General features: G+C 58.6%; 17 protein-coding genes. 12 read left to right on the top strand and 5 right to left on the bottom strand.

Annotated features, from left to right (window positions below):
• Positions 1-80 precede the first annotated feature (80 nt).
• Positions 81-533, top strand: a complete 453-nt coding sequence (locus tag AC2TDJ_RS14760; protein ID WP_480843226.1) for a baeRF12 domain-containing protein — start codon at positions 81-83, stop codon at positions 531-533.
• A 42-nt stretch (positions 534-575) separates the two neighbouring features.
• Here AC2TDJ_RS14760 and AC2TDJ_RS14755 read toward each other — a convergent pair whose 3' ends face one another.
• On the bottom strand, positions 576-1,127 hold the full coding sequence (locus AC2TDJ_RS14755; protein ID WP_480843224.1) for an LOG family protein: 552 nt from the start codon (positions 1,125-1,127) through the stop codon (positions 576-578).
• Between the two features lie 126 nt (positions 1,128-1,253).
• Between AC2TDJ_RS14755 and AC2TDJ_RS14750 the strand changes: the two genes are divergently transcribed.
• The 4 genes from AC2TDJ_RS14750 to AC2TDJ_RS14735 all read left to right on the top strand — a co-directional run bounded on the left by AC2TDJ_RS14750 (position 1,254) and on the right by AC2TDJ_RS14735 (position 5,407).
• Complete coding sequence (locus AC2TDJ_RS14750) at positions 1,254-2,579, top strand: LysM peptidoglycan-binding domain-containing protein (protein WP_480843222.1); 1,326 nt, start codon at positions 1,254-1,256, stop codon at positions 2,577-2,579.
• A gap of 76 nt (positions 2,580-2,655) precedes the next feature.
• Positions 2,656-4,461, top strand: a complete 1,806-nt coding sequence (locus AC2TDJ_RS14745) for an ABCB family ABC transporter ATP-binding protein/permease (protein ID WP_480843220.1) — start codon at positions 2,656-2,658, stop codon at positions 4,459-4,461.
• 52 nt (positions 4,462-4,513) lie between these two features.
• A complete protein-coding gene (locus tag AC2TDJ_RS14740; RefSeq protein WP_480843218.1) occupies positions 4,514-4,921 on the top strand; it encodes a DUF2147 domain-containing protein in 408 nt (135 codons plus the stop codon).
• Positions 4,922-5,083: 162 nt separating this feature from the next.
• The gene (locus AC2TDJ_RS14735; RefSeq protein ID WP_480843217.1) at positions 5,084-5,407 is read left to right on the top strand and encodes a hypothetical protein; all 324 of its coding nucleotides are present in this window, start codon (positions 5,084-5,086) and stop codon (positions 5,405-5,407) included.
• Positions 5,408-5,455: 48 nt separating this feature from the next.
• On the opposite strand, the gene AC2TDJ_RS14730 is transcribed toward AC2TDJ_RS14735, so the two are convergent.
• Positions 5,456-9,235, bottom strand: coding sequence for an efflux RND transporter permease subunit (locus AC2TDJ_RS14730; RefSeq protein WP_480843215.1), 3,780 nt, complete (start codon positions 9,233-9,235; stop codon positions 5,456-5,458).
• Positions 9,232-10,461: an efflux RND transporter periplasmic adaptor subunit gene (locus AC2TDJ_RS14725; protein WP_480843213.1), complete on the bottom strand. Its 1,230-nt coding sequence runs from the start codon at positions 10,459-10,461 to the stop codon at positions 9,232-9,234. Before AC2TDJ_RS14725 ends, AC2TDJ_RS14730 begins: the two co-directional genes overlap by 4 nt.
• Before the next feature lie 224 nt (positions 10,462-10,685).
• Between AC2TDJ_RS14725 and AC2TDJ_RS14720 the strand changes: the two genes are divergently transcribed.
• The 5 genes from AC2TDJ_RS14720 to AC2TDJ_RS14700 all read left to right on the top strand — a co-directional run bounded on the left by AC2TDJ_RS14720 (position 10,686) and on the right by AC2TDJ_RS14700 (position 16,027).
• Positions 10,686-11,357: a hypothetical protein gene (locus AC2TDJ_RS14720; protein ID WP_480843211.1), complete on the top strand. Its 672-nt coding sequence runs from the start codon at positions 10,686-10,688 to the stop codon at positions 11,355-11,357.
• A 45-nt stretch (positions 11,358-11,402) separates the two neighbouring features.
• Complete coding sequence (locus AC2TDJ_RS14715) at positions 11,403-12,725, top strand: PQQ-like beta-propeller repeat protein (protein WP_480843209.1); 1,323 nt, start codon at positions 11,403-11,405, stop codon at positions 12,723-12,725.
• Positions 12,726-12,773: 48 nt separating this feature from the next.
• Positions 12,774-14,237, top strand: a complete 1,464-nt coding sequence (gene der, locus AC2TDJ_RS14710) for a ribosome biogenesis GTPase Der (RefSeq protein WP_480843207.1) — start codon at positions 12,774-12,776, stop codon at positions 14,235-14,237.
• A 165-nt stretch (positions 14,238-14,402) separates the two neighbouring features.
• Positions 14,403-15,389 carry a fatty acid desaturase gene (locus tag AC2TDJ_RS14705; protein ID WP_480843205.1) on the top strand — a complete coding sequence of 329 codons (987 nt, stop codon included), beginning with the start codon at positions 14,403-14,405 and terminating at the stop codon, positions 15,387-15,389.
• Between the two features lie 89 nt (positions 15,390-15,478).
• Positions 15,479-16,027, top strand: coding sequence for a helix-hairpin-helix domain-containing protein (locus AC2TDJ_RS14700; RefSeq protein ID WP_480843203.1), 549 nt, complete (start codon positions 15,479-15,481; stop codon positions 16,025-16,027).
• Positions 16,028-16,080: 53 nt separating this feature from the next.
• Here AC2TDJ_RS14700 and serS read toward each other — a convergent pair whose 3' ends face one another.
• Positions 16,081-17,373, bottom strand: coding sequence for a serine--tRNA ligase (gene serS / locus AC2TDJ_RS14695; RefSeq protein WP_480843201.1), 1,293 nt, complete (start codon positions 17,371-17,373; stop codon positions 16,081-16,083).
• An 87-nt stretch (positions 17,374-17,460) separates the two neighbouring features.
• Complete coding sequence (locus AC2TDJ_RS14690) at positions 17,461-19,122, bottom strand: mechanosensitive ion channel family protein (protein ID WP_480843199.1); 1,662 nt, start codon at positions 19,120-19,122, stop codon at positions 17,461-17,463.
• Between the two features lie 201 nt (positions 19,123-19,323).
• Here AC2TDJ_RS14690 and yajC point away from each other — a divergent pair, with 201 nt between their 5' ends.
• Together yajC and secD are read left to right on the top strand one after the other, a co-directional pair.
• Positions 19,324-19,608 carry a preprotein translocase subunit YajC gene (gene yajC, locus AC2TDJ_RS14685; RefSeq protein WP_480843197.1) on the top strand — a complete coding sequence of 95 codons (285 nt, stop codon included), beginning with the start codon at positions 19,324-19,326 and terminating at the stop codon, positions 19,606-19,608.
• Between the two features lie 33 nt (positions 19,609-19,641).
• Positions 19,642-21,303, top strand: coding sequence for a protein translocase subunit SecD (secD, locus tag AC2TDJ_RS14680; protein ID WP_480843196.1), 1,662 nt, complete (start codon positions 19,642-19,644; stop codon positions 21,301-21,303).

The raw sequence follows: 21,303 nt of genomic DNA, 5'->3' as shown, positions 1-21,303 counted from the left end.
TGGAAAACCCGTCTGCGCGCAACAGCGGAATTGTGTCTGAAACACGAGGGAAGCCAGTTTAGCCTTTGCAGGAGATTACAATGGCAGCACTTGAACAGGGAACTTGGGTCATCATCGCCGACGGAGAAAAGGCATTGGTGATGGAGAACATTACGGATGCACAGGACCCCAACCTGGTGGTCGTATCCGTTGAAGAAACGGACGCAGAGCCTTCAAAACGCAACGATAAAGCTGGTCGGCGCTATGACGGGGGCCCGAAGCAGAAATCGGCAGTCGAAGAAGAAACATGGAAAACCCATGCCAAATCACTGTTCGTTCAGGATGTTGCCAATCTGCTGAACCGAAAAGGATTGAAAGGGGCTTACAAACGGTTGGTTCTGGTCGCCAGTCCGCATGTTCTGGGCCTTTTGCGCCGCCGTCTTCACACCGAAGTTTTGGCCAAGGTTGTCGCCGAAATTGACAAGACCTTGACCAATCATCCCCTGCACAAGGTCGAAGGGATCCTCAGATCCAGATTGGCCAAACCGGCCTAAGTCAAAAACTAACGGGCGGCATGGACCGCCCGTTTTCTTCTGTCAGGCCAGCATGTTGCGCAGTTTGGACATGGCGGTCTGCGGTGTGTCGACCCAGGTAATGAACTCTGCCAAAGAGCTTTCGGCAAATCCTTGGTCGATAACACCGTCCAGTAATGTATGCAGTGCGTCCCAATACCCGGCGACATTCATCACCAGAATTGGTTTGTCATGCAGCCCCAACTGACGCCATGTGAGGGCCTCGAACAGTTCGTCCAATGACCCGGGGCCACCGGGCAATACCATTACGGCATCCGCATTCATGATCATGACTTTTTTGCGCTCGTGCATCGTTTCAGTAACGACAAAGCGCGTCAGGTCGGTTTTGCCAACCTCGCGTTGCAACAGGTGTACGGGGATCACGCCGAACGTGTCACCTCCGGCCGATTGGGCGGCGCGCGAGACCTCTCCCATCAAGCCGACATCTCCGGCACCGTAGACGAGGCGCCATCCCTCGTTGGCCAGCAGGGTCCCGAACTCTCGGGCCGCGTCGGCATAGGCTGTGTTTGCGCCGTTACGTGACCCGCAATACACACAGACGGATTTCTGGGACATGAATTGAAGACTCCGGACTTGTATCTCAGGTTTTGACCCCTGATAGCGGGATTGATAGGTTGGCTCAACCGCCACGCAGAATGTGTGGAAGTCAAAGCATTTGCGCTGCGGAATGAAAGGAAAACAATGGACGCCAAGTCGGGAAGCGGAGGTTTCGGAACGTTCGCCTGGGGGGTGATCGCTGGTCTCATTGCAGTGATCGCAGCGGGAGGACTGTATCTGAGCGGCATCTTGAACGGAGATGGCGATGCGCCTCCGGCTCAGACGGCGGAGTCTGAAGCACAACAGCCGACGGATGAAACCGTTGCACAGACAGACGACGCGACGCCTGAGGCGACTGAAGAGACACCATCCGTAACAGAGGAATCTGAGCAGGTTACGGAAGATGCCGCGACCGAGACTGCCGAGACTCCAGTGGACGAAGCAGTGGGTGAAACCAAAGCTCCGGCGACAGTCGCGGCGGCACCTGTTCTGGACCAGATTTTCGTTGAACCGGATGGAAATGCGGTTTTGTCGGGAACTGCCGATCCCGGTGTCGAAATCAACGTATTGCTCGATGGAGAGCCGGTACACAGCTTCACGGTGGATGAAACCGGGCAATTCGCCGTTTTCGTTACCATACCCTTTGCCGAGACGGCGCGCGGGCTTGTCCTGGAGATTAGAGACGGTGCGCAGTCGACAAGATCGGATGACTACCTGATCGCCGCATTGCCCGAACCGGAGCCGGAAGCCTCTCCGGCTGGGGTCGCCGCGTCACCCGCAGCCGAAGATGCCGCATCTCAGGATTCTGTGACCGAACCGGCAAATGCCGAGATCGCTGATGCAGATCCCGAACGGACCGAAGAGGAGGGACAGCTCGACGCACAAGCCGAACTCACCACGGATGCGACGGACGCCACGCAGGACCAGCAAGTGGCTGTAATTCGTTCGGGCGAGGAGGGCGTGGAGCTTGTACAACCGCCGACCGTACAGACCACTCCGCCGGAGCAAGTTGCATTAGACACTATCGGCTACTCCGACGTCGGTGACGTCGAGTTGACAGGACGCGTGCAGCAGGATTCGGCTGTGCGGCTGTATCTGGACAATCGACTTGTCGATGATCTTGCCCCGACCGAAGATGGAAAGTGGCGGAGTGAGCTGGAAGACATTGACCCCGGTGTCTATACCCTGCGCGTGGATGAGGTCGCGTCGGACGGGACGGTTGTCAGCCGCCTTGAAACGCCTTTCAAACGCGAACCTGTGGAGGTGCTGCGCGAGGCAGAGCCTGAAACAACAGGCGAGACGCCTCCGATCCGGTCGGTGACGGTTCAGAAGGGAGATACGCTCTGGGCCATTTCACGCAAGCGGTATGGGGACGGTATTCTGTATGTCAGGGTGTTCGAGGCTAACCGGGATTCGATCCGAGACCCCGACCTGATCTATCCGGGGCAGATTTTCACCATCCCCGAGTAAACGCATGACCTCTGGCCCTATTGGGGCTGGCGAATATCCCTGACCGCACAAGGTACGTGAAAAGGCAAACACCCTGATGCATTCCGCCGACAATCCCGCACCAGACGAACACCGCTCGGGCTGGCGCACCATACGCAAGGTCGCGCCGTACCTTTGGCCCGAAGACGAATCGTGGGTCAAACGTCGCGTGGTGCTGGCAATGGTCATGCTGGTTCTGGCCAAGCTGATCGCCGTCTATACGCCGATCCTGTATAAAGGGGCGGTGGACAGTCTGGCCGGCGAAGGCGTTCCGCCATTGGCGTTGGGCGCGGTTGGCCTGACCGTGGCCTATGGCGTTGCGCGCATGATGACCGTCGGGTTCCAGCAATTGCGCGATGCCTTGTTCGCACCGGTCGGACAGAGGGCGCTGCGTGCACTGGCGCTGGAAACCTTTCAGCATATCCATCAGTTATCGATGCGCTATCACGTGACCCGCCGCACTGGTGGCCTCAGCCGGATCATTGAGCGCGGGGTAAAGGGTGTCGAATTCCTGTTGCGGTTCCTGCTGTTTTCCATTGGACCGTTGATCCTGGAACTGTTGCTGGTCGCGATCATCCTGATGTGGCTTTTCGATGTCTGGTACCTGGTCGTCGTTGCCGTCACCATTGCGCTTTATATCTGGTTCACTTTTGCCATAACCGAATGGCGCGTGAAGCTGCGGCGCGAGATGAACGATCAGGACACCGAGGCCAATCAACGCGCCATCGACAGCCTGCTGAACTTCGAAACGGTCAAGTATTTCAACGCCGAAACGCGCGAAGCTGATCGTTATGACGTGTCAATGAAAGCTTATGCGCAGGCGGCTTTGAAAACGGCCTATTCGCTGGCGTTTCTGAATTTTGGTCAGTCTTTTCTGATCACATGCGGTCTGATCGGCGTCATGGTTCTGGCCGCGACCGGGGTTCAGAACGGGTCGCTGACAGTGGGCGATTTCGTGATGGTAAACGCCTACATGATCCAGATCACGGTGCCACTGAACTTTCTGGGCACGGTCTATCGGGAAATCCGGCAGTCACTGGTGGATATGGGGCAGATGTTCGACCTGCTCGAACAACCTGCTGAAGTCACCGACAAACCGGGTGCACCGGACCTGAATGTGTCCGGCGGCGAGGTCGCGCTGGAAAATGTCCGGTTTGGCTATGAGGCGGACAGAGAAATCCTCAAAGGTGTTTCCCTGACTGTACCGGCGGGGCAGACCGTGGCTATCGTGGGTGCGACCGGGTCGGGAAAATCCACCATTGGCCGATTGTTGTTCCGGTTCTATGACGTCACCGGCGGGGCATTGAAGATCGATGGGCAGGATGTGCGCGATGTTACTCAGACCAGCTTGCACTCTTCCATCGGCGTAGTGCCGCAGGATACCGTACTGTTCAACGACACGATCCGCTACAACATTGCCTACGGTCGCGAAGGCGCCTCGCAAGCCGATGTAGAAGAGGCCGCTAAGGCCGCCCAGATACACGATTTTATCGTCTCGTTGCCCGAGGGTTATGATACCAAGGTGGGCGAGCGGGGATTGAAACTGTCCGGGGGTGAAAAACAGCGCGTGGGCATCGCCCGGACGCTGCTGAAGAACCCACCGATCCTGTTGCTGGACGAGGCGACCTCGGCATTGGATACCGACACGGAACAGGACATCAAGGACGCTCTGGCGCGCGCAGGTGAGGGGCGGACGGTGATTACGATTGCCCACCGCCTGAGCACGATCGCAGAGGCGGACCAGATCGTCGTGCTGGAACGTGGCGAGATCATCGAACAGGGCACGCATGACGAACTGCTGTCGCGCGAGGGCCGGTACGCACAGCTTTGGAGCCGGCAGCAGGCGGACGCACAGGCGGCGTGAAGAAGCCGCTCAGAAATGCTATGATGGGTCGCAGATCAGCGGAGGGTTCCTCATGCGCGGATCACTGCGAAAGACGTTTCTGCCGGCATTGGCGGCCTTGCTAATTGGTGCGGTTGCTGCCGCGGCCGACCCGATCGAAGGTGTATGGAAGACGGAACCGGATCGTAAGAACCTGACCTCTCACATCAAAATCACGGCCTGCGGCGACAAATTCTGCGGGCAGATACTCTCGGCCTATGATGCGTCCGGCAAGGAAGTGCAGACGCCCAATATCGGAAAGAAACTGTTTTGGGATGTGGCAAACCAAGGCGGTGGCAACTACGGGGGTGGTGATTTCTGGGTCCCCATGATCAACGTTGACGTTTCCCCGCAAATGACCTTGTCCGGCAATTCACTTTCCGTGCGGGGATGCGAGCACGTTGTATGCGCGCATCAGACCTGGACGCGGCTGCACCCTTAAATCCGGTATCGCGCTGCGCTACCGATCACTTTTGGGGAAGCCTCCCGAAATCCCTGGTCGCAATATTTAGTTGACCGGGTGTCACCATCACATATTACCGATGTGCACGAACTGCGGCACGCAGTTCGCGTGAGATGAGGCACGATTACAGAGGAAACCTTGATGAAGAAATTTCTTGCAGCACCGATTGTTGGCGTTTTGTTTCTGGCGTCCACGGCTCAGGCCGAGGACCTGACGTTTCTGCTGGCAAATGAAAGCAGCGCAGACCTGACCGGGTTCAATGTTTCACCTGCATCTTCGAATGACTGGGAAGGTAACCTGCTGCGCGGAGGGTACATCGCGCCGGGTTACGAGATCGATGTTGTGATCGCAGACGGATTGTCGACCTGTATCTACGACATCCGCGGAGAGTTCTCGGATGGATCGACAGCCGAGGATTATGGCCTGGATCTGTGCGACCTGGGTGAGTATGTCTTTACGGATTGATCCGTGACCCCGATTTGAAAATGGCGAGCCCTGGGGCTCGCCATTTTTTTATTCTGCAGCCTTGAGCGGATGGGATGGGGGATCGCGCGGTTCCTGATCCGTCCCGTCTTGGCCGGTCGGAACCTCGTCGCCATCCCACAGGATTTCGGTGGTCTGCATGCTGCGCGCGGATCTGCCGATGGCCATGTCCTGCGCGATCTTGCTCGCCCGACCCGCTGTCACACGCGCCAGCAGTTTGCCCAGCCAGATGGCATATGTGGTCACCCACACGCGCAACGCCAGGAAGGACGGCGTTACAATCAGCGTCAGCACGGTGGCAATACCCAGGCCGAACACAACCGCAGTGGCCAGCTGTTTCCACCACAGCGCTGTGGGGCTGTCGATCGAGTATCCGCCGTTGATAAAATCCAGCGACAAGCCGAACATCATCGGTGTCAGACCCGCCATCGTGGTCAGCGTGGTCAGCAGGACCGGTCGAATGCGCGATTCAGCCGTGCGCACAATCGCCTCGATCCTTGGCATGTAGGTGCTGTATTCCTGATAGGTATCGATCAGAACAATGTTGTTGTTCACGACGATCCCTGCCAGGGCCACAATGCCGGTACCGGTCATGATGATCGAGAACGGTTGTTGCATGACCATCATCCCGATCAGCACTCCGGTGGTCGACAATACCACGGCCAGCAGAACCAGCACCGAGTTGTAGAACGAGTTGAACTGCGCCAGCAGGATCACGAACATCAGGCCCAGCGCGCCCATGAAGGCGTTGACGAGGAAGGCTCCGGATTCCTCCTGATCCTCCTGATCGCCGGTCCACTCCCAGCTGATGGTGTTGCCAAACGGATCGCTTTGCAGCCATTCCGTCAGTACCGAGATCCGCTCATTGGGATTGATAAGGGCAAACCGGGCCTCGCCGCCGTCTATTGCAGCCTGAAGGGCGCCAACGTTCTCGGCTTCGGTCAGTTGGAAAAGCTCATAGTCTATGCCATCCGTGCTGGTGACAACTGCATTGGTTGGGGTCAATCCCTCGGCCACTTCGCGTACGACGGCCAGTCGTTGTTCACTTCCATCCGGGCCGTCAATCACAACCTTGTTCAAACCGGGTTCAACATCGGCCTTAACATCATAATAGCGCTGCTGATTTACGCGGTTGATCTCGGCAAGCTTCGGCACCGGCTGACGCGTGACAAAGTTCGACAGGGGGACCAATCCGTCCGGCGTGCGTACTTTGAGCGTATCCAGAGTGGACAGAACCCGGTCATTCTCGGGCAGTCGAACGCGGATTTCGATCTCTTCATCCGTGCTGTCCGGACGCATCTCACCCAACAGGATACCGCGCGTGACCAACTGGACCATGGCGCCTACGGTCGCAACGTCTGCGCCAAAGCGGCCCGCTTTCGCGACGTCGACGTCGATTTGCCAGTCGATGCCGGGCAGGGGCAATGTATCCTCGATCTTGATCAGACCGGGCGTTTGTTCGAAAGCTTCGCGTGCCGCGACTGTGGCGGTGGTCAGTTCCTCCCAGCCGTCACCTTTAATGCGCAGATGCACCGGCTTGGCCGAGGCTGGTCCCTGTTCCAGTGCCAGGATTTCAACCACGATACCGGGCAGTTTCGCAAGTTCTGCATTTAGCTGATCAATGACAAAGTCGCCATCATAGTCCGGCGCCACAACGTGCCGATCGAACAGGCCACCCAGAACGGGTTCCGAGATATTCGGACGATCTTCCCAAGGAATGATTTCGAACTGGACGCGGCCCACGGTATCGGCCGGGGCCTGAGCCCCACCGTTGTTCTGGTTCAGTCCGCCCTCGCCAGCAAAGGCAAAGACATTGATCACCGCAGGATGCGCAGCAATCACCTTTTCGGCGGCCAGGACCATCGCGTCCTTTTCAGCCAGAGACAGGTTACCGCGTGCACGGACATAGGCAGTGGCCTGTTCCGGTTCGCTTTCGACGAAGAACTCGACGCCCCGGTTGTTCTCGCCATAGGCAGTCATGACAGTGAACACGGCAAAGCCAACTGCAACGAGCGATACAATCGGCATGATCGGGTTGCCGACGAGGAACTTGATCACATAGCCGAAAGGTGTGTGTTCCTTGGCCGTGTGCACGCGCTCTTCGACATGGCGTTCGATTCTGGCGGCGCTCAGGGTTACCGAGCCGGCGAAAGCGCCGAACAGGAACAGCAGGGCACCGGCGAATGAGCCTCCGGGCAACAGGTAATCCGGGTTCAGCATCTGCATCGCGCCAAGGAAGATCATGTACAGCGACGGCGGCACCATGATCGCGCGCATCCACCAGGGCGTGCGGGCCCGCAGCCAGTTCGAGGTGCGGTCGAACACTCGGCTCAGACGGCCCGAAACACCACCCATGACCGGCAAGTAGATCAGCGCCACGATCAGCGAGGCCGACAGAACGAAGATCAGCGTGACCGGCAGCATTCCCATGAACTCGCCCGGTACGCCGGGCCAGAACAACATGGGCAGGAAAGCACACAGGGTTGTCGCGGTTGACGAAACGATGGGCCAGAACATGCGTTGCGCCGCCTCGACATAGGCGTGCATCGGGCCGACGCCTTCTTTGATGCGCTTGTCGGCGTATTCCACCACCACGATCGCACCATCGACCAGCATCCCCACAGCAAGGATGAGGCCGAACATCACAATGTTCGAAATGCTGACGCCCATCACGGCAAGGAAGGCGAAACACAGCAGGAATGAGGTGGGAATTGCGAAACCCACCAAAAGTGCGGCCCGCGTGCCCAGCGAGGCCAGAACCACGATCATCACCAGCGCAATCGCGGTCAGAACCGAGCCTTCCAACTGGCTGACCATGGAGCCCACAATGCGGCTTTGGTCGTTGGATGTGCCGACACCAACGGCGGCCTGCATCTCGGGCGGCCATTTGGCCTGCGCGGCGGCGACGGTTTCTTTGACCAGCGCAACTGTGTCGATCAGGTTGAAGCCCTTGCGTTTGACCACCTGCAAAGCGACCGTCGGTTCGCCGTCAAAGCGCGCGGTGCCTTCGCGGTCTTCAAACGTGTAGTTGATCTGGGCAAGCTCACCGAGCGTCACAACCCGGTCACCGTTGACCTTGATCGGCAGACCATAAACGTCCTGCGCGGTTTTGAAGGACGAAGGGATCTTGACCGAAAATGTCCCTTGCGCGGTTTCCACCTCACCTGCCGCGATCAGCTGGTTGTTGTTCCGAACCACGTTGATCAGTTCGTCGGCGGTGACGTTGTAAGCCTCAAGTCGAAGGGGGTCGATGACGACCTCAAGCATCTCGTCGCGGTTACCGGCGATTCCGGCCTCAAGAACTGCATCCAGAGACTCAAGCTCGTCCTGCAAGTCCTTGGCAATGCGGGCCATTGTACGTTCAGGGACAGCGCCGGTCAGGTTGACGATAACGATGGGGAATTCCGAGAAGTTGATCTCGGTCAGTGTGTATTGTTCCGCCCCATCCGGGAAATCGGCCTGCGCGGTGTTCATGGCATCGCGCACGTCCGCGGTTATGGCCGTCTTGTCCCAGCCAAAGTCGAATTCCAGCGCAATACCGGCATAGCCTTCGGCGGCGGTAGCGGTCATTTCTTTCAGACCGTCCAGATCCGCCAGTTCGGTTTCCATCGGTTTTATCAGAAGGTTTTCGCTGTCTTCTGCTGAGATTCCGGGGAAACTGACCGACACGAACAAGGCCGGTATCTCGATGTCCGGTTCGCCCTCCTTGGGCAGGTTCACATAGGCAAACCCACCGACGATCAGTGAGATCGCGATGAAGGCGATGACCATTCGGGCCCGGCCAGCGGCCCAACTGACAATACCCGTCATTTAGACGCTTCCTGATAGGTGGGCGCAACCGTGACGCCGCTGGTTACGAATTCCTGACCGACCACGATGACGTCGGCCGTTTCCGGCAAACCGCCGACCCAGACGCCTTCGGCGGTGTCGCGCAGCAACTGGATCGGAACGAAGCCGACCACATCACCGGCGCCGACCGTACGAACACCCAGCTTACCTTCGTTGTTCAGGGTCAGGGCCGATTGCGGCAGCAGATGTGCTTTCACGCCTTCGGCCGCGATCTGGATATTTGCGGTCTGGCCGTCACGGATCAGCAATTCCGGGTTGGGTACGGTAATCTCGACCTCGAAAGTGCGGGTGGTTTCATCCGCCGAGCGGCTGAGGAAGGTTACGCGCCCCTCGACCTGCAGCCCGGTAACCAGCTGCGCCGACGCCATTGAGCCGACAACAATCCGGTTCACTTCGGTTTCCGGAACAAAGCCCACCAACTTGATCGGGTCCAACTGGATAACCGTCGCGCATAGCGATCCCGGCTGCATCAGGCTGCCCAGTTCGGCCGCGTCGCTTTCCAGCAGGCCTTTGAACGGAGCTTCGATGGTAAGCCGGTCCATTTCGCGTTGAGCTGCGGCGACCGCGGCCTGCGCAGCCTCGATCCCGGCCTGCGTTGCTTCCAGACCGGCTTCGGCGGACTTGATTCCCGCTTGCGCGCTGCTCATCTCCGCCTCGCTCGAAATCCGACGGGTTTCCGACCCGAACCCGGTTTCCGACAGCTTTCGCGCGGCCTTCAGGTTGATTTCCGCTTCTGCCAGTCGGGCATGGGCCTCTTGCAGGCGGGCTTCGGCCTCGGGGACGCGGCTTTCGGCTTCAAGCAATGCCGCTTTAGCTTCGGCCAAGCTCGCCGGACGGGTGCCGGGATCAAGTTCGCACAACAGATCTCCGGTCTCGACGAAAGCACCTTTACGCTTTGGGTCGGACAACACGGTCGACGTCGTCTCGGCCAGAACTTCGACCTGACGGTTCGCCTTGGTCTGGCCGCGCAACTGAACGGCGCTGCCGATTTCGCGCGCGGTCGAGCGCAAGGCGATCACGCCGATCGTGCCGGGCGCCTGTGCAAGGGTCTCCGATGCAGTCTCAGTTGGGGCTTCGGCCTGATCATCGCCGCGACCGGCAAAAGCAAACAACGCGTCGCGCTCGAACACGAGGAAATACAATGCAATAATTACCAATACGGCGTTGACAAATGAAATCAAACGCATGTGGTGCCTTTCCAGATTTTGCGGCCAACCTGACATTGGCGTATTAGCTTTCAAATGGGGTCAGGTTGCGGACTTGTCCATACTGAACTGAATAGTTCGGTTTACTTTTTTTGGCAAGTGCCACGCCAGTCGGCGCAAATGCGTAAATTCGGGCACTTGGCTTGCCGGTGGCGGCGGGGTATGACATGGCGCTAGAAAGCCAGACACGTAGCCTGGGGGCAGGGATGAGCGACGCCGACAGTTTCATTGAAGAAGTCACCGAAGAGGTGCGCCGCGACCGAATGTACCAACTTTTGCGCCGTTGGGGATGGGTCGGGGTCATCGCCGTCATCGCCATTGTGGGTGGTGCGGCCTTCAATGAATACCGCAAAGCACGCGACGCCGCGCAGGCCGAAGCATTGGGTGATGCGATTCTGTCCTCGCTGGCCGAAAACGACTCGACCGAACGGGCGGCCAGCCTTGAGGGGATCGAGACGCAATCGCCGGGTGGAGAGGCGGTGCTGAATATGCTGCTGTCCGCTTCGCAGATCGAAGCCGGGTCGCGGCAGGACGCAGTGGCCAGCCTGAACGCCATTGCGGTGCAGGGCGATCTGCCCGAAATCTACCGTGCCATTGCGTCTTTCAAGGCATTGCTGCTGCAAGGCGATACTATGCCCGTGGCGGACCGTCGTCAGCAATTCGAGGCTCTGGCCGTGCCCGGCGCGCCCTTGCGTCTGCTGGCAGAGGAGCAATTGGCACTGATCGATGTGGCCGAGGGCGAAACGCAGGCGGCGATGGACCGCTTGCAGGCGTTGCGGCAGGACGCTGAGGCGGGTGTCGATCTGCAACAGCGCGCTGCGCAGCTGATCATCGCGCTGGGTGGCGAGCCTGCTCCGGTTGCAGGACAGCAGGGCTGATCGGGCGGCGGAACCAGGGAAACAGACAGGCGAGTTCGAACAAAGATGGTAACAAGATTTTTCTCAGGCTTTGGGATGCCCGCTGCTGTGATTGCCCTGACCACGCTGAGTGCCTGTCAGGAACCCGAAGTCATACTACCTGGTGCCCGTGAAGACATCCGGTCTGTTCAGGATAACGAAACTGTCGAAACCCAAGGGGCCAAGCCAATCAGCCTGCCTGCCCAGTCACGGAATGCCAGTTGGGCGCAAAGCCCTGGAACACCCGCGTTCCGGACGACAAATGCGGCGCTTGGCTCTACACCACAGCGTGTCTGGTCTACATCGATCGGTGCCGGGGATTCGCGCAAACAACGGATTACGGCAGAACCGGTTGTCGCGGGCGGCCTGATTTACACGCTCGATTCCGGAGCGACCGTCACCGCCGTCACGCCACAGGGGCAGGTCGCCTGGAGCACCAATCTGATCCCACCATCCGAGAAAGACAACCAGGCCACCGGTGGTGGCCTCGCCTATGCCGAAGGGGTTCTTTATGTTTCGTCCGGTTTCGGGCGTCTGACGGCCCTGGACGCAAAGACAGGCGCGCAGCGTTGGCAAAAACGGTTGAACGCGACCGGCAGTGGTTCGCCGCTGGTCAGCGGCGGTCTGCTCTATCTGGTGGCCGGTGACGAAACCGGCTGGGCGGTGAATACCAAAGACGGGCGCATTGCCTGGCAGATCGACGGTACGCCCAGCGTCGGCAATGTCTTGGGTGCTCCGGCCCCGGTTCTGACCTCGGACCTCGCGGTCTTTGCATTTGGTTCAGGTGATATTGCAGCCACGTTCCGCAAGGGTGGCATCCGGCGCTGGAATGCATCGGTCGCAGGTGGTCGCCGGGGGCGCGCGGCTGCGCAGGTCGTGGATGTGACCGGAGGGCCGATGGTCGTCGGCAATGCGATCTATATCGGCAACCACTCTGGCCGCACCGTGTCATTTGACGCCAGTTCGGGCGAGCGGAACTGGACGGCCGCCGAAGGTGCAGTGGACACGGTTTGGGTCGCAGGCAACAGCGTGTTTCTGATCAGCGACCGCAACCAACTGGTCCGCCTGAACGCGGCGGATGGTTCGATCGTCTGGGCGCAGGACTTGCCCGGTTTCGTCAAGGACAAGCCGGGTCGTCGCGGCGCGATCTATGCGCATTACGGGCCGATCCTGGCGGGTGGGCGTATTGTCGTGGCCTCGAATGACGGCTTCCTGCGGTTCTTCAACCCGGTTGATGGCTCACTTGTCTATCAGGCCGAGGTGCCGGGCGGGGCAACGACCACGCCCGTCGTGGCCGGGCAGACGCTGTATGTGGTCTCGACCAAAGGTGATCTACACGCTTTCCGTTGACGACAAGATGCGCTAAAGGGCGCGTCTGAGTCTTGAAAGTTGAGTATCATGTCGCTGACCCTCGCCATCGTGGGGCGCCCGAATGTGGGCAAATCCACCCTGTTCAACCGCCTTGTGGGCAAACGTCTGGCTTTGGTCGACGACCAGCCCGGCGTTACGCGCGACCTGCGCGAAGGCGAAGGACGTCTGGGCGATCTGCGCTTTACCGTGATCGACACGGCGGGGCTGGAGGACGCGACCGACGACAGCCTGCAAGGCCGGATGCGCCGGCTGACCGAACGAGCGGTGGACATGGCTGATGTGTGCCTGTTCATGATCGACGCCCGGGCTGGCCTGACGCCGACGGATGAGATGTTCGCCGAAATCCTGCGCAAGCGCTCCAAGCACGTGATTCTGGCAGCCAACAAAGCCGAGGGCAGCGCGGCTGATGCCGGAGTGCTTGAGGCTTACAATCTGGGTCTGGGCGAACCGGTTCGTCTGTCGGGTGAGCATGGCGAGGGGATGACCGACCTTTATGCGCAGTTGATGCCTCTGGCGGATGCCGCCGAGGAACAGGCGCAGGACGACGCCCCAGAGACGGATATCGAACTGGATGAAGACGGCGAGGGCGAGAGCCCTCTGATCACAGCGGCAAAACCGCTGCAGGTGGCCGTTGTTGGCCGTCCGAACGCCGGAAAATCTACTTTGATCAACAAGATCATCGGCGAAGATCGCCTGCTGACCGGTCCCGAAGCCGGGATCACCCGAGATGCGATAAGCCTGCAGATCGATTGGGCGGACCCTGATGGCAGCAGCACGCCGATGCGGATTTTCGACACGGCTGGGATGCGCAAGAAGGCCAAGGTGCAGGAAAAGCTTGAGAAGCTTTCGGTCTCGGACGGCCTGCGCGCGGTCAAGTTCGCCGAGGTCGTGGTGGTACTGTTGGATGCCGCCATTCCGTTCGAGCAGCAAGACCTGCGCATCGCCGATCTGGCTGAACGTGAAGGCCGTGCCGTCGTGGTCGCCGTCAATAAATGGGATGTCGAGGACAACAAGCAGGAAAAGCTGCGCGAGTTGAAGGAATCCTTCGACCGCCTTTTGCCACAGTTGCGCGGAGCGCCGCTGGTAACCGTTTCCGCCAAAACGGGCCGGGGTCTGGAGCGTCTGCGCGCCGCCATCTTGCGCGCCCATGATGTCTGGAACCGTCGCGTGCCGACGGCTGCCTTGAACCGTTGGCTGACCGCGATGCTGGAACAGCATCCGCCCCCAGCGCCGCAGGGCCGCCGGATCAAACTGCGCTACATGACCCAGGCCAAGACCCGTCCGCCAGGGTTTGTGGTCATGTGCTCACATCCCGACAAGATGCCGGACAGCTATTCACGCTATCTGGTGAATGGGCTGCGCGAAGACTTTGACATGCCGGGGACGCCAATCCGGTTGACCTTGCGCGGGCAAGGGGACAAGAACCCGTACAAGGGACGGCGCAAGAAAAACGCGGGCGCGCTGGCCAAACATCTCAAGGGCCGCGCGTAACTGCGCCAATTTTCAGCATTTTAGCCGTGGGGGCGTGACAGCCATTCGGCATCGCGTTAGCATTCAGGCGCGTGCATTTGTTTGCGCACGCGCTGCTTGTACGCGGAAATTCCGCGCCTAATTTGGATATGACTTTGTGCCAAGGCGTCGTGGGGAGCGAGCTGAATGGACCTAAGAGACTACACAAGGCAATACGCAATTCAGGATAACAGGCTGGCCGCTCTCAGCTATTTCGGGACCTTCGCGGTTTACTTTGCATCACTGGCGCTGGCGATTGTCTACGTTGATCGCTGGTACATCATGGTTCCCGCTGGCGTGGTGTTCGCCTTCTCCGCTGTACGTCTTTATGTGCTGCAACACGATTGCGGCCATCACTCGTTGTTCGAGACGCGAACACAAAACGAGTGGGCTGGGCACGGGTTGTCTCCGTTCACCTTTGCCCCATTCGAAGTGATGAAACAGAACCACAACCTGCATCATGCTGGTATTGGCAATCTGGAACACCGCGAAACCGGGGAAATCCATACGATGACCCTGCGGGAATGGAATGAGGCTGATTGGAAAAAGCGCCTGTTCTACAGGCTTTATCGCAATCCGTTCATTCTGGTTCCGGTAGGAGCACTGTTCACCTATTTCATCCGCTATCGCTGGCCCAAGAACACCGTCCGCTTTGGAGTGAAGGGTGTGTTGCTGCACAACCTTTCAATCGTGGTGTTCCTTGGCCTGCTATACCTGATCGCCGGATCAACTGGCATTCTGGTCTGGCTTGTGTTCTCGCTGCTGGGCGGAATGCTGGGCGTTTTTCTGGTCTACCTGCAGCACAATTTCGAGGACACCTATTGGGACCGTCGCCCGGATCTGGATCCGAAGCTGGCCGCGTTGGAAGGGTCGTCAGCGTTGGATTTCGGGTGGTGGTTCGACAACGCGGTGGCTTGCATCACACTGCACGACATCCATCATTTCAATGCGCGGATCCCGTCCTATCGACTGCGTGCCTGCCACTATAACCTGCCGCCCGAATACACGCCGCGCCGGATCAAGTTCCCCGAGGCTGTGGCGGCCCTGAACCTTAAACTTTGGGACGAGGACGCAAAACGCCTGGTCCCATTCCCGAAAAAGGCTTCGGGCCGGCAATTGGCCCAAAGCGGCTGAGGTCAACGATTATAAGCGCCGCGCACACTTGCGCAGGTGTATATGCCTCGTATATACGTGTGCATGAGGAGATAACGAAAGGACCCGCAATGACCGCAGTAACCGATGTGCGCGGCGTAGGAAAAGCGCTGGCACAGGCCCTCAGCGCAAATGGCTACAAAACAGCCGAAGAACTGGCCAAGGCCAAACCTGAGGAACTGGTCAAGGTGCCGCGCATTGGTACGGCTCGGGCTTCTATTTTGATCTCGGCGGCAAAAGAGGCGGCGGCGGCAAAACCTGCGGCCAAGTCCACGACCCGGCGCGCTCCAGCCCGCAAACCGACTGCGCGTCCGATGACATCGCGGGTAATAGCCGCAGCAAAAAAGGCCGAAGCGGAACGGAAAGCCGCTGAGGAGCGCGCGGCAGCTGAATTGGCAGCCGAATTGGCAGCAGCCGAGGCCAAAGCCAAGAAAAAAGCCAAAGCCAAAGCCAAGGCAGAAAAGGCCGCCAGAAAGAAATCCGAGATGGAGGCTGCATTCAAGAAAGCCAAAGAAAAGGTCAAGGAGAAGTCCAAGAAAGGCAAAAAGTCTAAGAAGTCCAAAAAGGACGACAAAAAGAAGGCCGACAAAAAGAAAGATAAGAAAAAGGCGAAGAAGTAATTTTTCTCCGCCTTGTGAAAAAAACCGGCGCCCCAGCGGGTGGCCGGTTTTTCTTATGCCAGGTTGCCGTCTGTTTGCAGTGTCAGCTTTCCACCCAGATAGGGGGTCAGAACCTCGGGCAAAGTTACGGTGCCGTCTGCGTTCTGGCCGTTTTCAAGCACCGCAATCAGGCAACGCCCCACTGCCAGACCAGAGCCATTCAGCGTGTGAACGTATTCCGGCTTGCCGCCAGCTTCGGGCCTGAAGCGGGCGTTCATGCGGCGGGCTTGAAAATCGCCGGTGGTCGAAACCGAGCTGATCTCGCGATAGGTGTTCTGGCCGGGGAGCCAGGCTTCGATGTCAAACGTGCGGCGCGCGCCAAAACCCATATCACCGGTGCACAAGACGACGGTGCGATAGGGAATGCCCAACTGTTCCAGAAGATCCTCGGCACAGCGCAACATGCGCTTTTGTTCCTCGTCCGATTTGTCTGGATGAGTGACCGAGACCATCTCGACCTTTTCAAACTGGTGCTGGCGCAGCATTCCGGCGGTGTCCTTACCGGCGCTGCCGGCCTCGGACCGGAAACAAACTGTGTGGGCCGTCATTCGGACGGGCAGGGCGGCCTCATCCAGAATGTCACCCGCTACCGAATAGGTAAGCGTGACTTCTGAGGTCGGGATCAGCCACCAGCCGTTTGTCGTCTGATAGCTGTCATCACCGAATTTCGGCAGCTTATCGGTGCCGTACATCGCCTCATCGCGGACCAGAACGGGCGTCTGGGTTTCGGTCAGGCCGTTCTTGTCGATATGCGTGTCCAGCATGAACTGTGCCAAAGCGCGGTGAATGCGGGCGACGCCTTTGGACAGGTTCACAAAGCGGCTGCCGCTGGTCTTGGCGGCCGTTTCGAAATCCATTGCGGCGGCAACAGCGGGGATCTCATAATGTTCCTTCGGCGCGAAATCGAACTCGCGCGGGGTGCCCCAGCGATTGACCTCGACATTGTCGTCCTCGTCGTCGCCCTGCGGCACATCCTCGGCAGGCAGGTTGGCGATGCGCGCCAGTTGATCGGTCAAAAGGGCGTCCAGATCCTTGGCTTCGGTCTGCATCCGGGCGACTTCGGCCTTTTTCTCGGCCACAAGCGCGCGCAGGCGTTCGAACTCAGCTTCGTCGCCGCGCCCTTTGGCGGCGCCAACCTCTTTGCTGGCCTTGTTCTGTTCGGCCTGAGCGGTTTCGGCGGCAAGAATCTTGGCCCGGCGGCTTTCGTCCAGTCGCAGCAGGTCTGACGACACCGGCGCATCTCCACGGCGCGCGAGGGCGGCGTCGAAGGCATCGGGGTTTTCGCGAATGGCGCGGATGTCGTGCATGTCTCAGATCCTTGAATGCGTGAATCACTAGAGCCGCTTATGCACCATATGGAGGGAAGGGTGTAGCACCGGTAAAGCAAATAACACTTACTTTCCGGCATCCTCTTCGGATTCGTGGGCCAGGTGACCATCCCATTCCTCGGCCGGTATTTTCGGCTCGGGTGGGTCCGCCATATAGGACGGTGTCATGATCTGCACGTTATTCTCGTTGAATACGGCAACGATGTTGCGATGCAGGTCCGACCGGATCTTCGGTATGATGCTGCCGCGCGTTGTGTAGCCGTTGATCTGATAGTTGATCGCGTAATCGGCCAGCGCGGTCCACAGCACGAAGGGTTCCGGTTTGGCCTTGATCCCCTTGGTGCGGTGCGCAGCCTCGACCAGCATCGCCTCGACCTTTTGCGGTGGTTCTTCGTAACCGATCCCAACGGTGGTGTGCAGCAACAGGCCGCTGCCATCGGTTTTTTTCGAAAAATTGATTACGTCGGAATTCATCAACTGCGCGTTGGGAATCGAAATCAACTCGTTCTTGATGGATTTCAGATGTGTCTCCATCAGCTTGATCTCGACGACGTCGCCAATATGTTCACCTATTTGAATGCGGTCCCCGATCGAGGTCGATCGTCGATAGATGACGAACAGGCCTGCAAGCATGTTGGAAACGACCGAATTCGCGCCCAGTGACAACATGGCCCCTACCAGAATCGTCAGACCTTGAAAGGCAGCGGAATCCGAACCCGGAATATAGGGAACCGCGAAGACCAGAGCGATGAGGATCACGACGACTCGTGCGATGTTGAATGTCGGGTTGACCCAGTGCTTTTCGAAATCCCCAAGGTCGAAGGTTCCCGCTTCGACGGCATTAAAGAAAACGCGCATCCCCTTGATAACGTACATGGTAACCCATGTGATCAGCCCCAGCATGATCAGGTTGGGCAAATAGCTGATTATGCCCTGGGCGATCTGCAGGACCGGCTCGGTCAGATAGGTCAGCAACAGCTGGGCAAAATACCGGGTTTCGGCAAAGGCCAGCAATATGAAGGACAGATAATAGTAGAACCCCAGAAAAAAGACGATGAGCAGAATGAAGTTCAGCCCGTACCGGATCAGCGCGGCCATCGCCTCTGCCTGCACATGTTCGGCTGTGGCCGTCTCCACATCCTTTAAGTAGCGCTGTACGAACCGCAGCGTGCGCCGTCTGATGCGGCGGTGCAGCCAAAGGATCACCACGACGAAGAGCACGAATACCAAGGTCCATCCGGCTGCTTCGATGGCACCGGATACGCGGGCCTGTTCCGTCCGGTTAGCGCGATATCCCTCAATGGCCTCTTTGATTGCGTTCCCGTGCAGGACGCTCACGACGCTGAGATCCATCTGATCCAGTTCGGCGTCCGCATCGGTCACGATGGAAATCCTTGTGCCGCCCGCCAGAATCCAAATTCCCAGTTCCGTCTCTTGGTACGTGATGTCTACGGTCGCGGCGTCAGAGGCCTCGGCGACTTCGATTATTTTGTTCTGTACATCTTCCGCACGTTCCGGGGCAGGCAACGCGCTTGAGCCGCGGACCTGAAACAGGATGTCCCCATCCACGATGACCGGTGCCATGAACGCATCGGAGTCTTCGACCTCGGATTCCGGTTCAACCGGTATTGCTTCCTGCGCCAAGAGAGATGTTGCCAGCCACAGGCTCAGCACAAGTGACGTGAGAAAATAAGACAGCAAAAGGAATGGCTTGAACGGCTTTGTCATTGGTCCCCCTACACAGCGACTATAACCGAGTCGGACACTGTGCCTAGGGCATATCTGCAACGCTTTTCCTGATCCTTTGGCACGGCACGGTCGCCAAGGTGCGTTGCCGTGCCACCTTTGCTTGCAAACGTCCTGTTCAAGGCATAGGTTCCCGCCAAATTTGCGGAACGATGCCGCAAGATCTGAACAAAGGAATATCCCATGGAAGGTGGCGCAATTGCCCAGTTTCTCCCGCTGATCCTGATTTTCGGGATCATGTATTTTCTGTTGATCCGCCCGCAGCAGAAAAAGATGAAAGAACACAAAGCGATGGTAGAAGCGCTGCGTCGCGGGGATCAGGTAGTCACGCAGGGCGGCCTGATCGGCAAAGTGGCCAAGGTCAAGGATGACGGCGAGATCGAGGTCGAGATCGCTGAAGGGGTCAAGGTGCGTGTGGTTCAGGCAACCATTGCCCAGGTTCTGAACAAGACCGAACCGGCGAAGTAACGTCACGCCACAATCCCTTGAAAAGGCAGGGTAATGCTGCAAATTGACACCTGGAAGCGGGTTCTGATCTGGGCGGTCTGCGTGACCGGCTTGTTCATGGCCCTGCCGAATGCGTTTTACACGCGCGTCGAACAATCAAACGATGCCAAGGCCGCGATCGAGCTTGGCATCGACACCCCTGAAATGCAGGCCGAGGCAGCGCAGTGGCCAAACTGGCTGCCGTCATCACTGGTCAATCTGGGGCTCGACCTGAGAGGCGGCGCGCATCTGCTGGCCGAAGTACAAGTCGCTGACGTCTACGAATCCCGGATGGAGGCCATGTGGCCCGAAATTCGCGATGCGCTGCGTGACGAGCGCGCCACCGTTGGCACCATCCGCAAGCAACCCTCGGACCCGGACGAGATTCGCATCAAGATCAGCCAGCCCGAAGGGATATCCAGAGCCCTGGAAGTTGTGCGCGGTCTTGCCCGTCAGGTGCAGACGCTGACCGGCGTCGGTGCAACCGATATTGAGGCGCGGGCCGAAGGCGACACGATCGTTGTGCAGTTGTCCGAAGCCGAGAAGCTGGCATCGGACGACCGTACAGTGCGTCAATCGCTGGAAATCGTGCGTCGCCGGATTGACGAGGTCGGTACGCGCGAGCCGACTATTCAGCGTCAGGGCGCCGACCGTATCCTGATTCAGGTGCCGGGCATCGGCAGTGCAGGCGAGTTGAAAGAGATCATCGGGACCACAGCTCAGTTAACCTTCAATCCTGTCGCTGGACGCGGCACGGACCCGGACACAGTTCCAGGGATCGGCGAAAAAGTGGTTCCGTCAATTGACGAAAGCGGCGTGTATTACACCATTGAAGCCGCGTCTGTCGTTACCGGCGAAGAGTTGGTGGACGCGCAACCCGCGTTCGACCAGAACGGCCGTCCGGCGGTCAACTTTCGATTCAACACGACCGGGGCGCGGAAATTCGGTGACTACACGTTGGAAAACATCGGCGCGCCCTTTGCCATCGTTCTGGATGATGAAGTCATTTCAGCCCCGGTGATCCAAAGCCACATCCCAGGCGGTTCGGGTATCATCACGGGCAATTTCACCGTAGAGGAAAGCACCAATCTGGCCGTCCTGCTGCGCGCCGGTGCGTTGCCAGCGGGGTTGGAGTTCCTTGAAGAACGCACCATTGGCCCGGAACTTGGACAGGACAGCATCGACGCCGGTAAGGTTGCCACCATTGTGGCCTTTGCCGCAGTACTGACCTTCATGGCTCTCAGTTACGGCCTGTTCGGGGTCTTTGCCAATATCGCGCTGATCATCAATGTGGGGCTGCTGTTTGGATTGCTGTCTCTGATCGGGGCCACACTGACCTTGCCGGGTATAGCGGGGATCGTTCTTACAGTGGGTATGGCGGTGGACGCCAACGTGCTGATTTTTGAACGTATTCGCGAGGAACTGAAATCCGCCAAAGGTCCTGCGCGCGCTATCGAGTTGGGCTATGAAAAGGCACTGTCCGCGATTCTGGACGCCAACGTGACGACGTTCATCACGGCAACGATCCTGTTTGCCATGGGCAGTGGCCCTGTGCGCGGCTTCGCGATTACTCTGGGGCTGGGCATTCTGACATCGGTCTTCACCGCGATCTTCGTGACACGCCTGATGATCGTCATGTGGTTTGAACGCCGCCGTCCGAAAATGATCGAGGTTTGA

The sequence above is a fragment of the Ruegeria sp. HKCCD6647-2 genome (assembly GCF_057221075.1).
The sequence above is the reverse complement of the archived record's forward strand: the minus strand, read 5'-3'. Positions and strand labels throughout refer to the sequence as shown.

Excerpts from the sequence above, each read along its gene's own strand:
- AC2TDJ_RS14715 (WP_480843209.1), top strand. The coding sequence starts at position 11,403 with ATGGTAACAAGATTTTTCTCAGGCTTTGGGATGCCCGCTGCTGTGATT.
- AC2TDJ_RS14690 (WP_480843199.1), bottom strand. The coding sequence starts at position 19,122 with ATGACAAAGCCGTTCAAGCCATTCCTTTTGCTGTCTTATTTTCTCACG.
- AC2TDJ_RS14720 (WP_480843211.1), top strand. The coding sequence starts at position 10,686 with ATGAGCGACGCCGACAGTTTCATTGAAGAAGTCACCGAAGAGGTGCGC.
- serS (WP_480843201.1), bottom strand. The coding sequence starts at position 17,373 with ATGCACGACATCCGCGCCATTCGCGAAAACCCCGATGCCTTCGACGCC.
- der (WP_480843207.1), top strand. The coding sequence starts at position 12,774 with ATGTCGCTGACCCTCGCCATCGTGGGGCGCCCGAATGTGGGCAAATCC.
- AC2TDJ_RS14700 (WP_480843203.1), top strand. The coding sequence starts at position 15,479 with ATGACCGCAGTAACCGATGTGCGCGGCGTAGGAAAAGCGCTGGCACAG.
- AC2TDJ_RS14750 (WP_480843222.1), top strand. The coding sequence starts at position 1,254 with ATGGACGCCAAGTCGGGAAGCGGAGGTTTCGGAACGTTCGCCTGGGGG.
- AC2TDJ_RS14730 (WP_480843215.1), bottom strand. The coding sequence starts at position 9,235 with ATGACGGGTATTGTCAGTTGGGCCGCTGGCCGGGCCCGAATGGTCATC.
- AC2TDJ_RS14705 (WP_480843205.1), top strand. The coding sequence starts at position 14,403 with ATGGACCTAAGAGACTACACAAGGCAATACGCAATTCAGGATAACAGG.
- AC2TDJ_RS14725 (WP_480843213.1), bottom strand. The coding sequence starts at position 10,461 with ATGCGTTTGATTTCATTTGTCAACGCCGTATTGGTAATTATTGCATTG.
- AC2TDJ_RS14755 (WP_480843224.1), bottom strand. The coding sequence starts at position 1,127 with ATGTCCCAGAAATCCGTCTGTGTGTATTGCGGGTCACGTAACGGCGCA.
- AC2TDJ_RS14745 (WP_480843220.1), top strand. The coding sequence starts at position 2,656 with ATGCATTCCGCCGACAATCCCGCACCAGACGAACACCGCTCGGGCTGG.
- secD (WP_480843196.1), top strand. The coding sequence starts at position 19,642 with ATGCTGCAAATTGACACCTGGAAGCGGGTTCTGATCTGGGCGGTCTGC.
- AC2TDJ_RS14735 (WP_480843217.1), top strand. The coding sequence starts at position 5,084 with ATGAAGAAATTTCTTGCAGCACCGATTGTTGGCGTTTTGTTTCTGGCG.
- yajC (WP_480843197.1), top strand. The coding sequence starts at position 19,324 with ATGGAAGGTGGCGCAATTGCCCAGTTTCTCCCGCTGATCCTGATTTTC.
- AC2TDJ_RS14740 (WP_480843218.1), top strand. The coding sequence starts at position 4,514 with ATGCGCGGATCACTGCGAAAGACGTTTCTGCCGGCATTGGCGGCCTTG.
- AC2TDJ_RS14760 (WP_480843226.1), top strand. The coding sequence starts at position 81 with ATGGCAGCACTTGAACAGGGAACTTGGGTCATCATCGCCGACGGAGAA.